This window comes from Mangrovactinospora gilvigrisea (genome assembly GCF_001879105.1).
GTDB classification, from domain to species: Bacteria; Actinomycetota; Actinomycetes; order Streptomycetales; family Streptomycetaceae; genus Mangrovactinospora; species Mangrovactinospora gilvigrisea.
In genome coordinates, this window is sequence record NZ_MLCF01000097.1 from 1 (window position 1) to 15,808 (window position 15,808).

12 protein-coding genes are annotated in these 15,808 nt (G+C 75.1%); 10 read left to right on the plus strand and 2 right to left on the minus strand.

All coding sequences use genetic code 11. The features are described 5' to 3' along the window. Positions 1–402 precede the first annotated feature (402 nt). From hemC to hemB, 3 genes are all read left to right on the plus strand, one after another. A complete protein-coding gene (hemC, locus tag BIV57_RS16840; protein ID WP_071657650.1) occupies positions 403–1,434 on the plus strand; it encodes a hydroxymethylbilane synthase in 1,032 nt (343 codons plus the stop codon). Positions 1,435–1,535: 101 nt separating this feature from the next. Continuing rightward, entirely contained in the window at positions 1,536–3,212 is a 1,677-nt protein-coding gene (locus tag BIV57_RS16845) for a bifunctional uroporphyrinogen-III C-methyltransferase/uroporphyrinogen-III synthase (RefSeq protein WP_071657651.1), read from the plus strand. 73 nt (positions 3,213–3,285) lie between these two features. After that, positions 3,286–4,278 carry a porphobilinogen synthase gene (gene hemB / locus BIV57_RS16850; RefSeq protein WP_071657652.1) on the plus strand — a complete coding sequence of 331 codons (993 nt, stop codon included), beginning with the start codon at positions 3,286–3,288 and terminating at the stop codon, positions 4,276–4,278. A 35-nt stretch (positions 4,279–4,313) separates the two neighbouring features. Here the strand turns inward: hemB and BIV57_RS16855 are convergent, their stop codons facing one another. After that, a complete protein-coding gene (locus tag BIV57_RS16855) occupies positions 4,314–6,338 on the minus strand; it encodes a hypothetical protein (protein WP_071657653.1) in 2,025 nt (674 codons plus the stop codon). Positions 6,339–6,523: 185 nt separating this feature from the next. Between BIV57_RS16855 and BIV57_RS16860 the strand changes: the two genes are divergently transcribed. Genes BIV57_RS16860 through BIV57_RS16885 form a run of 6 tightly spaced genes read left to right on the plus strand, consistent with a single transcriptional unit; the run spans position 6,524 to position 12,083 of the window. Then, positions 6,524–6,895 carry a DUF2304 domain-containing protein gene (locus BIV57_RS16860; protein WP_071657654.1) on the plus strand — a complete coding sequence of 124 codons (372 nt, stop codon included), beginning with the start codon at positions 6,524–6,526 and terminating at the stop codon, positions 6,893–6,895. Further along, positions 6,892–7,677, plus strand: a complete 786-nt coding sequence (locus BIV57_RS16865) for a glycosyltransferase family 2 protein (protein ID WP_245797740.1) — start codon at positions 6,892–6,894, stop codon at positions 7,675–7,677. The genes BIV57_RS16860 and BIV57_RS16865 overlap by 4 nt, the downstream gene beginning before the upstream one ends. Beyond that, positions 7,674–8,618, plus strand: a complete 945-nt coding sequence (locus BIV57_RS16870) for a glycosyltransferase family 2 protein (RefSeq protein ID WP_245797742.1) — start codon at positions 7,674–7,676, stop codon at positions 8,616–8,618. Before BIV57_RS16865 ends, BIV57_RS16870 begins: the two co-directional genes overlap by 4 nt. Further along, positions 8,615–9,934, plus strand: a complete 1,320-nt coding sequence (locus tag BIV57_RS16875; protein WP_139275702.1) for a polysaccharide biosynthesis protein — start codon at positions 8,615–8,617, stop codon at positions 9,932–9,934. The genes BIV57_RS16870 and BIV57_RS16875 overlap by 4 nt, the downstream gene beginning before the upstream one ends. After that, positions 9,903–10,517: a class I SAM-dependent methyltransferase gene (locus tag BIV57_RS16880; protein WP_217651737.1), complete on the plus strand. Its 615-nt coding sequence runs from the start codon at positions 9,903–9,905 to the stop codon at positions 10,515–10,517. Before BIV57_RS16875 ends, BIV57_RS16880 begins: the two co-directional genes overlap by 32 nt. A gap of 51 nt (positions 10,518–10,568) precedes the next feature. Continuing rightward, a complete protein-coding gene (locus tag BIV57_RS16885; protein WP_071657658.1) occupies positions 10,569–12,083 on the plus strand; it encodes a hypothetical protein in 1,515 nt (504 codons plus the stop codon). Positions 12,084–12,090: 7 nt separating this feature from the next. On the opposite strand, the gene BIV57_RS16890 is transcribed toward BIV57_RS16885, so the two are convergent. Then, positions 12,091–14,391 (minus strand): bifunctional glycosyltransferase/CDP-glycerol:glycerophosphate glycerophosphotransferase, encoded by a 2,301-nt coding sequence (locus tag BIV57_RS16890; protein WP_079170404.1) that lies wholly within the window; start codon positions 14,389–14,391, stop codon positions 12,091–12,093. A 193-nt stretch (positions 14,392–14,584) separates the two neighbouring features. On the opposite strand from BIV57_RS16890, the gene BIV57_RS16895 reads away from it, so the two are divergent. Further along, on the plus strand, positions 14,585–15,808 hold a 1,224-nt coding region (locus tag BIV57_RS16895; protein WP_139275703.1), incomplete at its 3' end, for a glycosyltransferase family 39 protein.

Genomic DNA, 15,808 nt, shown 5'->3' on the forward strand with positions numbered 1-15,808 from the left:
GCGGCTGGTGCCGGTGGCGGCGTGCCGTCGGCGTCCGGCCCGGTCTCCGGTGTTCCGGCCTCGGCCCTCGGCCGTGGCGCGGGCGTGGCTTCGCCGCGGGCAGAGCAGGCGGTTGCCGTGAGCGGCGCGGCTGGTGCCGGTGGCGGCGTGCCGTCGGCGTCCGGCCTGGTCTCCGGCGGCCCCGGCTTCGGCCGGGGCGCGAGTGGCTCCGGCTTTGGCCGTGCCGCGAGTGGGTCCGGGCCGGCGGCTCGGGTTTCGGCGGCGGCCTTCGGCCAAGGGCGCGGCACCGCGGTCATACCCGGGGCCGATGGGGTGGCGGGGCCGGCGGTGCGGCCGCCGGTCGGGGGAGACGGCTCCGCGATCCCGAACCCGTTCCCGTCCGTCGGAAGCACTGGCACACCCATGCAAGCCCCTCCCGTACCGCTCAGGCTCGGCACCCGCCGGAGCACCCTGGCGATGTCCCAATCGCAGCTGATCGCCGACGAGATCACCCGCCGCACCGGGCGTGCGGTCGAGCTCGTCGAGATCACCACCTACGGCGACACCTCCCGCGAGGCGCTCGCCCAGATCGGCGGCACCGGCGTCTTCGTCAACGCGCTCCGCGAGGCGCTGCTGGACGGCAAGATCGACCTGGCCGTGCACTCCCTGAAGGACCTGCCCACCGCGCCCCCGGAGGGTCTCGCGCTGGCCGCCGTGCCGCCGCGGGAGGACCCGCGGGACGCCCTGGTGGCACGGGACGGGCTCGGCCTCGCCGCCCTCGTCGAGGAGTGCCGCGCCGCGGGCCGCCCGGCCCGCGTCGGCACCGGATCGCCCCGCCGGATGGCGCAGTTGGCCGCCTGGGCCCGCGACCGCGGCGCCCCGCTGGAGCTGGTCCCGATCCGCGGCAACGTTGACACGCGCATCGGATTTGTCACATCCGGGGAGCTCGACGGCGTCATCCTTGCGACGGCCGGCCTGCGCCGGATCGGCCGGCATACGGAGGCGACTGAATTGCTCGACCCGGACCTGCTGCTCCCCGCGCCCGGCCAGGGCGCCCTCGCGCTGGAGTGCGCCGCCGGAAACGGCGAACTCCGCGCCCGCCTCGGCGAGTTGGACGACCCGGCGACCCGCGCCGCGGTCACCGCCGAGCGCGCGCTGCTCGCCGCCCTGGAGGCCGGCTGCTCCGCCCCGGTCGGCGCCCTCGCGGTGCCCGCCCCGTCCTCCGCGGAGGACACCGCACCTGACGCGGTTTCAGACGATTCGAACGATTCGCCAGCGCGCGGTAATGTCAGCGAACTGCGCCTGCGTGCGGTCGTCGGCACGGTCGACGGCGGTTCCCAGGTGCAGTTGTCCGCCACCGGCTCCACCGCGGATGCCGCAGCCCTCGGCCGCTCACTCGCGGCCGAACTGCTCGCCCGCGGCGCGGCCGGCCTCATGGGGGAGCGAGTTCTTTGAGCCCCGTCACTACGAGCACGACCCAGCAGACGAAGCCGCCCGAGCAGCAGCGCAGCAGCGTTTCGCGCACCGCGGAGGCGGCCGGCACCACGGCAGGCACTATGGCAACCGCAACCGACCCCATCGCGCACTCCGAAGAGGACGCCGCGCACTGTGCGCCCGGCTCCCGCAGCGAGGGGCGCGTCACCTTCCTCGGCGCCGGACCGGGCGACCCCGGCCTGCTGACGCTGCGCGGAGCGAGCGCCCTCGCCGCCGCGGACGTCGTCATCGCCGACCCGGGCACGCTCACCGTCGCCGACGAGCACTGCCCCCGGCACACCGAGCGCACCGAACTCCCCCTCGCCGAAAGCTCCGGCGACGGCCTCAAGCTTGCCATGGAGGCCGCGCGCGCCGGACGGCGGGTCGTCCGCTGCGTCGCCGGCGATCCCGGCCTGGACGGCGCGATCGCCGCGGAGATGCTCGACTGCGCCCGCGCCGGCGTCCCCTTCGAGGTGGTCCCGGGCATCGCCCGCGCCGCCGCGGTGCCCTCCTACGCCGGGATGCCGCTGCGCGGCTCCGGCGCCGGGGCGGGCGTGCGGTTCGCGGACGCCGCCCAGCTCGGCGACGAGGACTGGGCCGAACTGGCCGCCTCCGCCGCCACCCTGGTGATCGCCGCCCCGCTGGCGGAGATGCCGCGGGTCGCCGCGGACCTGGTGGTCGGCGGGCGCGCCCCCGACACCCCGGTCGCCGTCACCATCCACGGCACCACCACCCGGCAGCGCACCTGGCAGGTCACCCTCGGCACGGTCCAGCCGGAGCTGAAGGCCGCCAAGATGCTGCCGACCGCGGCCCAGGCCGCCGACCACGTCAGCCCGCAGGCCATAGCCGTGGTGGGCGACGCGGTCCGGCAGCGCGACGACCTCTCGTGGTTCGAGACCAAGCCGCTCTTCGGCTGGAACGTTCTGGTGCCCCGCACCAAGGAGCAGGCCCCCTTCCTCTCCGACCAGCTGCGCTCCTACGGCGCGGTGCCGGCCGAGGTGCCGACCATCGCCGTGGAGCCGCCGCGCACCCCGCAGCAGATGGAGCGCGCCATCAAGGGCCTGGTGACGGGCCGCTACGAGTGGGTGGCGTTCACCTCGCAGAACGCGGTGAAGGCGGTCCGCGAGAAGTTCGAGGACTACGGCCTGGACGCCCGCGCCTTCGCCGGGATCAAGGTCGCGGCGGTGGGCGAGTCCACCGCGCGGGCGCTGGTGGAGTTCGGCGTCAAGCCGGACCTGGTGCCCAGCGGCGAGCAGTCCGCGGCCGGCCTGCTGGAGGAGTGGCCGCCCTACGACCCGGTCTTCGACCCGATCGACCGCGTCTTCCTGCCGCGTGCCGACATCGCCACCGAGACGCTGGTGGCCGGTCTCGTCGATCTCGGCTGGGAGGTCGACGACGTGACGGCCTACCGGACGGTGCGCGCCTCGCCGCCGCCGGCCGAGACCCGCGAGGCGATCAAGGGCGGCGGCTTCGACGCGGTGCTGTTCACCTCGTCCTCGACGGTGCGCAACCTGGTCGGCATCGCCGGCAAGCCGCACAGCGTCACGGTCATCGCCTGCATCGGCCCGGCGACCGCCAAGACCGCGGAGGAGCACGGCCTCCGGGTCGACGTGCTGTCGCCCGAGCCGACCGTCGCCGCGCTGGCGGAGGCGCTCGCCGAGTACGGCGCCGCGCGCCGGGACGCCGCGCTGGAGGCGGGCGAGCGGGTGCTGCGCCCGTCGGAGAAGCGCGCCGGCCGGCGCCGCAAGAGCGTGCTGTAGCAAGCCAGGACGCCCGGGATCCAGAAGATCCGGAAACCGGGCGTCGAGGGATCCAGGAAGGGGCCCGTACCGCATGTCCGACCCGGAGAACTTCCCGCTGGTGCGGCCGCGCCGGCTGCGCCGCAACGCCGCGACGCGGCGGATGGTCGCCGAGACGCGGGTGGCGCCCGCGCAGCTGATCCTGCCGATGTTCGTCAAGGAGGTGCTGCGCGAGCCGGTGCCGCTGTCGTCGATGCCGGGCGTGCTCCAGCACACCCGCGACTCGCTGCGGAAGGCCGCCGCGGAGGCGGCGGCGGCCGGGATCGGCGGCGTCAACCTCTTCGGAATCCCGGCGGAGCGGGACGCGGTCGGCTCGGCCGGCACCGACCCGGACGGCATCCTGCAGCGGGCCATCGCCGATGTGAAGGCGGAGGTCGGCGAGGCGCTGGTGGTCCAGGCCGACCTGTGCCTCGACGAGTTCACCGACCACGGGCACTGCGGCGTGCTGCGCGCGGACGGCTCCGTCGACAACGACGCGACGCTGCTGCGCTACCAGGAGATGGCGGTGGCGCAGGCCCGCGCCGGCGTCGACATGGTGGCGCCGAGCGGCATGATGGACGGCCAGGTCGCGGCGATCCGCGCCGCGCTGGACGACGAGGGCTTCGCCGACATCGGCATCCTCGCCTACACCGCCAAGTACTCCTCGGCGTTCTTCGGCCCGTTCCGCGAGGCCGTCGACTCCGAGCTGAAGGGCGACCGCAAGACCTACCAGCAGGACCCGGCCAACGCCCGCGAGGCGCTGCGCGAGCTGCGCCTGGACGTCGCCGAGGGCGCGGACATGGTGATGGTGAAGCCGGCCATGGCCTACCTGGACATCCTGCGCCGGGTCGCCGACGCGTCCGAGGTGCCGGTGGCGGCGTACCAGGTCTCCGGCGAGTACGCGATGATCGAGGCCGCCGCGGCGAACGGCTGGATCGATCGCCGTGCCGCGGCGCTCGAGACCCTCACGGGCATCGCCCGCGCCGGCGCCGACGCGATCCTCACGTACTACGCGGTCGAGGCGGCGGGCTGGCTCCGCAAGGGCTGAGGGCGCCGGCCCGCCCGCCGCGTGCGGGCACCCGCTCAGACGGGTTCGCTCTCCGCCGGGGTGTCCGCCACGAGTGCGGGGCGCGGAATCCCCACGCTCTGATCGGCGGTCAGGATCCGCCGCACGGCGGCCCGGAACCGTCCGCCGGGCTCAGGGCCCGATCGGCCCAGAACATGCTCCCGCACCTGTCCGCGGGTGGGCCCGAGAGTGTCGTGGGCCCGCTCCGCGGCGGCGCCGAGGACTGCGCCGAGGCTCCGGAGGTCGGGTTCGAGCAGGTAGGCGCCGTTGGCGACGGGAAAGCGCGAGCGGAACTCCTCGGCCGTGAGACCGCGCCCGTTGACGAGCGCGAACGGCTTTCCGGTGGCCAGGAAGTCGGACGCGACGCTCGAGACGTCGGTGATCAGGACGTCGCACCGGTCGAAGCACGAGTAGAGCGACGGACCGCCCGGTCCGACCGCGTGGTGCGCCCGGGGGCCGGCGGCGGACCAGTACTCCTCGTCGGCCCGTCGGGCGCCGTCGCGGAGCTCCTGGACGTCGGTCGCGGTGAGCATGCCGTCCCGGGAGAGCTCCGCATCGTCGGCTTCCGGCCTGCCGGGCCACCGCGGTGACGCGCCGGTGTGCGGGGTGCTCGTCCCGTCGACGGCGCCGTGCCGCCGAAGGAGACCGCGGACGGCCTGGTCGGCGCGGCACGCCCGCGGGTCGGCGATGCCGGTGTACGGGTGCGGCCGGTACAGCACGCGCACCGAACGGGAGTGCTGGACCAGCGCGTTGACGAGCTGCGCCCCGGTGCTCATGAGCGAGGTGGAACCGGGGTCGGACACCCAGCCCTCCCAGGTCGGCGCGTAGAGCACGGTGAGAGCCGCCTCCATCGGGTCCCGGGTCGGCGGCGACGACGACGCGAAGGCACGCTCCAGCTGCGGACGGCCGACCTCGACCAGGGCCTCGGTGCGCAGCCGGACGCCGGCTTCGGCGAAGCGCTCCCGGCCCGCCGGGCCGGCCGTCCACACTTCGTCGTAGACCCGGCAGTAGGGGTTGACGGAGGCGACCTTGTCGCTGTCGCCGTGACCGAGAAACACATGGGCGGCGCCCGGCATGCGCAGCATATGAATGTTCGAACCCACGTTGGCGACATATCCGACCAGGCGAACGGACGACAGGTCCAGGCCCATCAATCGGTTGGCGTCCGGCACGCAGAGAATCGGCAGCGAGGTCGGAGCGAGATGCGGCAGATGGGCGCGTTCGCGGGTCACGACGAGGGTTCGGCCGGGTGCGCGCTCGAACTCCTCCAGCCACATGTTCACTTGATATTCCGAGCCGCGGGTGCCGCTGAAGTAGAGGATTCCGGTGGGTCGGAAGTTCTCGATCCACCGATCGACGAAAGCATCGACGCGCACCGCACTCGGCATGCTCCGATGGTGGTTCCGAACGGCGCGGAGGCGCAGCACAATCACCAGGCACCAGCACCAGGTGACCGCCGATCCGAGGATCGCCGGAACCATGGACCCGCCGGCCGCCGCAATCAATGCGCCGACCCAGAGGGCCCATTCGGACCGCGAGGTGTTTCGGAAGGCGCGCCCTTCCCAGCCTCCGCTCGGCGCATCGACGATGGCCAGATCCCCGAGGTCGATGTTGCGGGTGGCCACGGGGACGTTCCGCAGGCGCCTGATGTCCGCCGCGAGCTTCTTCTGATGGGCCGCCATCGCCTGGTGGCCGAGGAGGCAGACCCCCGCGACGACTGCCGCCGGTCCTGCGCCGGCGACCTGGGCGAGTGCGACGAGCAGGACGATGTCGCGGACCAGGATGCGGACGTTGAGTCCGATCTGGAGCTTCCTGAGCCGGGCCGTCAGCGCGGTGCTGCGCAGCTGCGGGAGCCCCGTCTGGGGGTCGACGGCATGCGCCGCGGCTCCGGCGGCGGCGAACCAGACGGGCCGGCCGGCGGCCGCCGCGGCGACCAGCGCGAGACTGCAGGCGCCCAGCAGCCAGGCCCGGAGATGGGGTCGTCGGCCGACCAGAATTCTCCTGAGCGATTTCGGTGGGAACCCGCCAATAGACCTGGTCATATGAGCCATTCATCCTTTCTCGCGGAGGATCGGGCGTGCGTGAGTCGCATGGATGTCGGAATCGCTCCGCAGATTCGAGGCGCACGTGACCGACTCCGCTGTTTGCGCAGTCCCGCGCTAGCTCAATAGGGGGATCTTATCGGCGAGGGGGCAACGAGTCCGCGAGGCAAGGGATTAAACAGTGTGTGAGCCTCTCCATCCTGACTTCCTCCATCGGCATTGTTCTGCTCACCGTCATCGTCGAGCTGCTCCGCCGCCACCGCCTTCGCGAGAAGTACGCGGTGCTGTGGATGGCGATCGGGGCGGTGGTCGTGCCGCTGGGGTTCTGTCCACGGGCGCTGGACCGGGTGGCCGGCCTGGTCGGGGTGGCGTCCGGGGTCAGCCTGGTGCTGTTCGGCGGGTTCGTGCTGCTGCTGCTGGTCTGCCTCCATCTCAGCTGGGAGGCGAGCCGGTTGGAGGAGAAGACGCGGACGCTCGCCGAGGAGGTGGCGCTGCTGCGGGTAGCCGTCGGGGAGGCGGCCGAGCGACGGGCCGCCCGGCAGGAGGCCGCGCGGTGAGGGTGCTGGTGGTGATGCCCGCCTGGAACGAGGCGCGCGGGCTCGCCGCGGTGCTGCGGGAGCTGCGCGAGGTGCGCCCGGACGTCGACGTCCTGGTGGTGGACGACGGCTCCGCCGACCGCACCGCCGAGGTGGCCCGCGCCTCCGGGGTGCGGGTCGCGGTGCTGCCGTACAACCTCGGCGTCGGCGGGGCGATGCGGCTCGGCTACCGCTACGCGCTGGCGCACGGCTACGACGCGGCCGTCCAGGTGGACGCCGACGGCCAGCACGACCCCGCCCAGCTGGCCGTCCTGCTCGACGGGTTGGCCGGCCCGGACGCCGCCGACCTGGTGATCGGCGCGCGGTTCGCCGGCGCCGGCAGCTACCGGGCGCGCGGTCCGCGGCGCTGGGCGATGCGGCTGCTGTCCGCGGTGGTCTCCCGGCTCGCCGGGGTGCGGCTGAGCGACACCACCTCCGGCTTCCGCGCCTGCAACCGCGCGGTGATGGCGCACTTCGCCGCCTTCTACCCGGTGGAGTACCTCGGCGACACAGTGGAGAGCCTGGTCGGCGTGGTGCGCCGCGGCTACCGGGTGCGGCAGGTGCCGGTGGCGATGCGGCCGCGCGCCACCGGGGTGCCGAGCACCTCGCCGGTGAAGGCCGCGGTCTATCTGGCGCGCGCCGGGCTGGTGCTGGCGCTGGCCGTGACGCGCCGGCTGCCGGCGCCGCCGCCGGGGCCGCTGCCCGCGCAGGCCGCGTCCGATGCCGCGTCCGAGGCGGATCGGGTGGAGGCCGGGGCACGATGACGTCCATCGCGGTCTCCTCGCGCCACCACATGCTGCGCTTCGACATCCTGATGCCCTACTACGGCGATCCGGCGCTGATGCGGAAGGCGGTGCGCAGCGTCCTCGCGCAGGACGGCTCGGACTGGCGGCTCACCGTCGTCGACGACGGCACCGAGCCGGAGGTGCCCGACTGGTTCGCGGACCTGCGCGACGACCGGGTCCGCTATCTGCGCAACCCCGTCAACCTGGGCGTCACCGGCAACTTCAACCGCTGCGCGGAGCTGGCGGAGGCGCCGTACGCGGTCTTCATGGGCTGCGACGACCTGATGCTGCCGGGCTATCTGGCGGCGGTGCGCGGGGCGCTGGCGTCCTCACCGGACGCGGGCATCGTGCAGCCGGGCGTGGAGGTGGTGGACGCCGCCGGGCAGGTCGTGCTGCCGCTGGTGGACCGCGCGAAGCGGCTCGTCTACGCGCCGCGGCTGCCCCCGGCCGGGGAGCGGCTGATGCTTCAGGGGGAGCGGGCGGCGCGCTCGCTGCTGCGCGGCAACTGGCTGTACTTCCCGTCGCTGTGCTGGCGGACGGCGGCGGTGCGGCGCTTCGGCTTCCGCCCCGAGCTGAGGGTCATTCAGGACCTGGCGCTGGTGCTGGACCTGCTGCTGGACGGGGAGTCGCTGGTGGTGGCGCCCGAGGTGGTGTTCCGCTACCGGCGGCACGGCGGCAGCGAGTCCGCGTCCGCGGCGGTCGGCGGGGAGCGGTTCGCGGAGGCGCGGGCGTTCTTCGCGGAGGCGGCGGAGCGGCTGGAGCGGCACGGCTGGCCGGAGGCGGCCGCCGCGTCGCGGCGCCATCTCTCCTCCCGGGTGCATGCGCTGACGCTGCTTCCGGGCGCGATGGCGCGCGGCCGGTGGTCCGGCGCGGCGCGGCTGGTGCGGCATGCGTGCGGGGCGGGGGCGGCGCGGCCGTGAGGCGGGCGGGGTCGGCCGTCGGGGCCGGGACGGCGCTGCTGGCCGGCGGCTGCTACGTCCATCTGGCCCTCGCCGGGCGGGCGTTGGCCCCGGGCGGCCTGGCCCGGCTCTCCACGGTGTGGGCGCTGGTCTTCTCGGTCGGCATCGGGCTGTTCTTCCCGGTCGAGCAGGAGCTGACCCGGGCGCTGACCGCGCGCCGCGCGGGCGGGCGCGGGGTGCGTCCAGTGGTGCGGCGCGGCATCCGCACGGCCGCGTGCCTGGCGCTGGCGGCGGTGTGCCTCGCCCCGCTCGCGCTGCCGCTGCTCGACGGGCGGCTGCGGATGGCGGCCGTCCTCGCCGGCGCGCTGGCCGGCCTGGCGGTGGCGCACACGGTGCGCGGGGTGCTCGCCGGGCTGGGCCTGTTCCCCTGGTACGCGGCCCAGTTGGCCGGGGACGGGCTGCTGCGGGTGGCGCTGCCCGCCGCGCTGTGGACGGCCGGCTGCCGGGACGCGGCGGCCTTCGGCGCGGTGCTGGTGGCGGCGCCGGTGCTCTCCTGCGTCCCCGCCGCGCTGCGGGCGGCGGGGGCGCTGCGCGGCGACGCCGCGGACCGGGCGGTGGCGGCCGGTCCGGCGGTGGTGGCAGACCCGGCGGGGGCGGACGAGCTGCGCCGCGGCTTCCTGCCGCTGCTGGTCTCGTCCCTGCTCTCCCAGGCGCTGGCCAACGCCCCGGTGATCGGCATCCGGCTGCTCGCCCCGGGCGCGGCCGCCCTGACGGCGGCGCTGATGGGCGCCCTGGTGCTGGTGCGCGCGCCGCAGTTCCTCGTCACCTCCGTCCAGGCCGGCCTGCTCGCCGCCCTGACGGACCGATGGGCGCGCGGCGACACCCGCGGCCTGCTGCGCCGGCTGGGCGCGGCGGTGGCGGCGGTGGGCGCGGTCGGGCTGGTCGCGGCCGGCGCGGTCGCCGCGGCCGGGCCGTGGGCGCTGCGCGTGCTGTTCGCCGCGACGGCCGCCCCCGGCCGGGTCGACCTGCTGCTCCTCGGGCTGGGCAGCGCGGCCTATCTGACGGCGTTCGTCCTGGCCAACGGCCTGCTGGCGATGGCCGGGCAGCGCGCCCAGGGCGCCGCGTGGGCGGTGGGTGCCGCTGTCCTGCTGGCCGGCTGGGCGCTGCCCGCCGGCCTCCCGCCGGTCACCGTCGTCGGCGCCTCCTACCTGGCCGGGGCCTGGTCGGTCGCGGTCGTGCTGGCGGTCGCCGCGGTGCGCACGGCGCGCCGCCGCGCGGCCCTGATCACCGAAGAGAGGGATGAGCATGAGCGAACCGGACACCTTGTCGACGGCTGAGGCCGCCTACACCCAGCGCCTGATCACGAGCGAGCGATCCGGCCTCAAGCGGCTGCTGCCGACGCAGGCCCCCTACCACTGGAACCTGCGCAGCCTCGGCCTCGGCGGGATCCGCGTGCTGGACATCGGCTGCGGCATCGGCCGCAACCTCGCGGTGTGCGGCGCGGGCAGCGTCGGCGTCGACCACAACCCGTCCTCGGTGGCGGCCGCCCGCGCCCGCGGCCTCGTCGCGTTCACCGCGGACGAGCTGATCGGCCGCGGCGGCGTCGGCAGGTTCGACGCCCTGCTCTGCGCGCACGTCCTGGAGCACCTGACGGAGACGGACGGCACCGCGCTGCTCGCGAGCTACCTCCCGATGGTGCGCCCCGGCGGCCTGGTGGTGCTGATCACCCCTCAGGAGGCCGGCTTCGCCAGCGACCCCACCCACATCCGGTTCGTCGACGCGGACGCGCTGCGCGCCATCGCGTCCCGGGCCGGCCTGGAGGAGCTGCACAACTACTCCTTCCCGCTGCCGCGCCGCACCGGACGGGTCTTCCGCTACAACGAGTTCGTCTACGCGGGGACGGTGCCAGGCGTGGGGTGACGGTCCGCCGACATCGACGAGGTCCGAGCAGAACGGAGAACGACCCCCGTCATGATCCCGACATTCGTCCGGCGCCGGACCGTGCCGCTCCCGCGCGTCGAGGCCCAACGCACCGCGAACCACCTGCTGAAGCGGGTCCGACCGCCGCACCGCCTGCCGGTGGCGGTCTACGCGGTCACCCAGCTGCTGCTGCTGGCATGGCTGGTGGCCTTCTTTCCCGGTCTCCGCAGCTTCGACTCCGTCAACTACGTCTGGCAGGTCACCACCGGCAACTGGAACAGCGGCCATTCGGTGCTCTACCTGGCCCTGGTGTGGGCCTGCCTGCACCTGACCGGCGGACTGGCCGCGCTCGTCCTCGTCCAGACGGTCGCCATGGCGGCCGTCCTCGCCTACAGCGCGGTCGCGCTGCGCGACCTCGGGGTGCGCGGCCGCTGGTCGCTGGCGGCCGCCGCCGGGTGCGCGGCGCTCCCGTCCACGGGGGCGTTCACCGTCTTCCTCTGGAAGGACGTGCCGTTCGCGATCTGCGGGGTGCTGGCCTTCGCCGCCGCATGCCGACTGCTCGCGGTGCGCCTGGACGGCGGGGCGCCGAGCATCCGGAACGCGGCGACGCGCCGCCAACTGGGGCTGCTCGCCGTCGGGACGGCCGGGCTGATGCTGTTCCGCAACAACGGAATGCTGCCGGCCGTGGGCGCCTGCGCGGTGCTGATCGTCGTCCTGGCCGGAATCCGTCGGGTGCTCCTGCTGCTCACCCTGGCCGCCGCCGCCCTGACGCTGCTCCTCAACGGCGTCGTCTATCCCGCCCTCGGGGTCCGGATGGTCCAGGGCGCGCAGAGCGAGTCCTTCCTCTACGGCGACATCGCGGACGTCTACGGCCGCCGTCCGGCCGACTTCACCGCCGCCGACCGGCGGTTGATGGCCCGGGTCGCGCCCCTCTCGCACTGGTCCGGGCGCGGGTCCGACTGCTGGGACCTGGACCGGACGATGGCGGATCCGTTCGACGACGATGCGGCGGCGGCGAACAACGCACGGCTCGAAGCCCTGTGGTGGCGGACGGTCAGGAAGGACCCCGTCGAGGTGGTGCGGGTGCGGTTGTGCCGCTCCCAGATCGGCTGGGGACTCCTGCCGGGCCCCGCCCGGTACAACGGGCAGACGCAGATCTCCCTGCCGCATGTGAAGCAGAACCTGTTCACCATGGCCGACTGGAACTGGCAGGGCCGGCTGCCGCGGGCCCGCACGGTGCTGATGCCCCGCCCCCCGTCGGCCACCGCGCGCCGCCTCGCCGACTCCTTCTACCGGTCCACCACCGGGCTGCCCAGCCAGATCGTCGTCTGGCGCGGCGCGACCTGGTGCTACCTCGGCTACGCCGCGGTCGCCGGCTATGCGCGCCGGCGCCGCTCCTGGACCGCGCTCGCCCTCGCCGCGCCGATCGCCGCCGCCCAGCTGACCGTGCTGGCCGCCAACCCGGGGCAGCTCGCCCGCTACATGGTCGTGCCGCTCTTCCTCGGCATCCTGGTGGCACCGCTCGCGGCGGCGCGGCCGAAGGCGGCGCGGCCGAGGGCCGGCTGAGCGGGGCTCAGCGGGTCGCCGCCCGGGTGCCGGACGCCGGATGGGGCACCGAGCCCTCCGGCCGGCGCCCGGCCAGGGCCTCGCGGGGAGCGGGCGCCGGGCGGCGGAGATCGAGCGGAACGATGGGATCCGGGTCCGGCTCGTTCAACAGGACGGCGCGGATCACGCGTTCCGCCGCCCGCCCGTCGTCGAAGGCGCAGAAGCGGCGGCGGAAGGCGGCGCGCAGCACCGCGGACTCGGCGTCGTCCCAGCGGCCGGCGGCGAAGAGCGCGGCCAGCTCGTCGGTGCCGCGGGCGACGTGGCCGGGCGGCTCGTCGGGCAGCGAGAAGTAGGTGCCGCGGACGGTGCGGTAGGTCTCCCAGTCGTCCAGCAGGCAGACGATCGGCCGGTCGAGGTTGGCGTAGTCGAACATCAGCGACGAGTAGTCGGTGGCGAGGCAGTCGGCCGCCAGGCAGAGCTGCTCGACCGACGGGTGCCGCGAGACGTCGTACACCCGGGGCGACGCGGGGAGCGACCCGGCGCCCTCCGCGTCGTGGAAGTAGTGGGCGCGCACCAGCACGACGACGTTCTCGGGGGTGGCCGCGAGGAACCGGTCCAGGTCGAGGTGGGGCCGGTAGCCGCGCTCCCAGTCGCGGTGCGTGGGGGCGTAGAGCACCGCCAGCGCGCCGTCCGGGACGCCGATCCGCCGGCGTGCGCGCAGCACGTCCTCGGCGCCGGAGCGGTAGAAGACGTCGTTGCGCGGATAGCCCGACTCCAGCGTCCGGAACCGCCCCGGGTAGACCCGCGCCCACACCTCGGTGGAGTGCGGGTTGGAGGAGATCGACCAGTCCCAGCGGTCGCAGCGTGCCATCAGCTGCGCGGGGTCGCCCGGCTGACGGCTCGACGGGTAGTCCAGCTGGTCGATGCCCATCACCTTCAGCGGCGTCCCGTGATGGGTCTGGACGTGCACCTGGCCCGGCCGCTTGACCACGCGGTTCGCCAGGTTGACGTTGCTGATGACGAAGGCGGCGCGGGCCATCGCCCGCCAGTAGGCGCGGGAGCCCGGCGCGACGGTCCGGGTGCCGGCCGGCACGTTCTTGGCGTGGCTCGGGTGCACCACCCACAGCCGGCGGAACTCCGGCGCGAGCAGCGCCAGTTCGGCGTCGAGCGCGGCCGGGCTGCACGACGGGGCGCGGTCCCAGTAGGAGGAGAAGAGCACCAGCCCGGGGTCCAGGGGCATCAGGCGCTGGACGCGGTAGTACGCCCGCAGCAGCGCGCGGGCCGCGCGCGCCGCGGTGCGCCGCCCCCGCCGCAGCGCGGCCGCCTTCGCCCGGGCGGCCCGGCGCAGCGCGGAGTAGCCCCGCCAGCCCAGCGTCCCGCCGCGGGCCAGCAGCGCCTCCTTGCGGCCCACCGCCCGGGCGGTCCGCGGGCCCTCGGGGAGCCGGGCGCGGTAGTCGGCGGCCGCCCGCCGGAAGAAGTCCGGCCGGGCGGCGTCCGGAAGCCGCGAGGGGTGGTCGAGGATGGTGGTGTAGTGGCTGGCCATCCGGGGGAACAGCAGCGCACGCCAGGAGCGGGCCGCCTCCTGGTCGGGCATGCCGTCGAGGAAGTCGAAGATCCGCTCGTACTGGTCGAAGACGTCGAAGTGGCGGTGGCTGACGGTGCGCAGGATGTTGCCGCCCTGCCGGCGCTGCCGGTACAGGACGCACACGCGGTTCAGCACGGCGGCCCGCTCGGCGGCCATCAGGATCGGGTACGTCCACGGCGCGTCCTCGTAGTACCCGGACGGGAACCGGAAGCCGTGCTCGGTGAGGAAGTCCCGCCGGTAGGCCTTGTTCCAGGCGACGGGGAGCAGTTCGAGCAGCTCCGGGTGGTCGGCGGGGCGGAAGGCGCCGGACGGGGCGCCGGACAGCACGTCGGCCCGGCGGTTGGGCGTCCGGCGGCCGTCCCAGTGCAGGCGCAGGTAGTCGAAGATGACGATGTCCGGGGCGTCGGTCTCCGCCAGCCGCGCCTCGAGGGCCGCGAGCGCGCCGGGGGCCAGCAGGTCGTCGCTGTCCAGGAAGAGGACGTAGTCGCCGTGGGCCTGCTCCAGGCCCGCGTTGCGGGCCCGGCCCAGGCCGACGTTCTCCCCGAGATGAAGGACCGTCAGGCGGGGATCCCGGGCGGCGACCTCGTCGAGGATCGCGCCGGAGCCGTCGGGGGAGCGGTCGTCGACGGCGATCACCTGGAGCCGGTCGGCGGACGGGTACCGCTGTCCCAGCACGGACTCCAGGCAGGGCCGGATGTAGCCCTGCACCTCGAACACGGGGATCACAACGCTGAATCGTGGCATCGGTGATGTTTCTAGCATTTCGGACGGAAGGCGGGGAGGAACGCCGGGCGCTTTGTACCGGCTGTGCCCGCAACGGGTGAACGAGTGAACGGCGCGTGGGTTGTGCCGGCGGGACGGCGAAGCGGGGGTGAATTCGGGGTGAGCTCGGGCGCACAGGACAACTCGGGGCGGGTCAGGCGCGTTGATTCGGGTTGTGAACGGCACTGCGGTGGTGGCGGAGGGGCGTACGACGGCGAAGCCGTCCGCCCGCGCTGGTGGGGGGCGTGCGAGGGGTGTCGCACGCCGAGTCGAGCTGTGGGCGCCGGCGGCGCTCGCCGCGGCGGTCGCGGCGACGGGGCTGACCAGGGTCGGGCCCTGGATGGACGAGGGCTACAGCTACGCCGCCGTGCACCGCTCCTTCCCGGAGCTGTGGCGGATGCTCGGCCGGGTCGACGCGGTGCACGGGGCCTACTACCTGACGATGCGTCTGGTGCTGCTGGCCACCGGGGCGATGGGCCACCCCGCGGCGGCCCTCGCGGTGCTGCGCGGCGTCTCCGCGGCGGCGGTGGCGCTGGCCGCCGCCGGGGTGGCGGCGGTCGCCGTCCGGCTCGCCGGCAGCCGCCGGGCCGGGCTCGCCGCCGGGCTGCTCTACGCGGTGACGCCGATGGTGACCCGCTATGCGCAGGAGGCCCGGTCGTACGCGCTGGTCTCGCTCTGCGCGGTGACCGGCGTCTGGCTGCTGGCCCGCGCGCTGGAGCGCCCCGAGCGGCGCCGCCGCTGGGCGGCGGCGGGCGCGGCGCTGGCCCTGGGGACGGTGCTGCACCTGTTCGCGGTGCTGCTGGTGCCGGCGCTGACGGCGGGGCTGGCGGTGGTGACGCGGCGCCGGGCGGTCTGGCGGGGGTGGGCGCTGGCGTGCGGGATCGCGCTGGCGGCGGCGGGGGCGATGGGGGCCGTCTGCTCCACCGAGTCCGCGGCGGTGAGCTGGATCGAGCCGCCGCACCCGGGCAATCTGCTGGGCCTGGTGAAGAACTTCGGCGGCCCCGGACGGGTGGACGCCGCCGCGATGACGCTGCTGGCTGCGGCCGGCCTGACGCTGTGCCGGCGCGGCCGGCGGCGCGCGGGGCGCACCACGCTGCTGCCGCTCGCCGCGGCGTGGCTGGTGCTGCCGCCGCTGCTGCTGCTCGCGGTCTCCCTCGCCGACCCGCTGTACAACATCCGCTACGTCTTCTACGCGCTGCCGGGCCTCTCGGTCCTCGCCGGCGCCGGCCTGGACGCGACGGCGGCCCGCGCGGCGGCGCTGCTGACCCGGCGTCAACCCGCCTTGACCCCGCTCCGGGTGATCCCGAAGCCCCCCGCGCCCCCCACCCCCCCGCCCGCGCCCGCCGGGGACATGTCCGGCGGCGACGCGCCCGGCGGGGACATGCCCGGCGGGGACGCG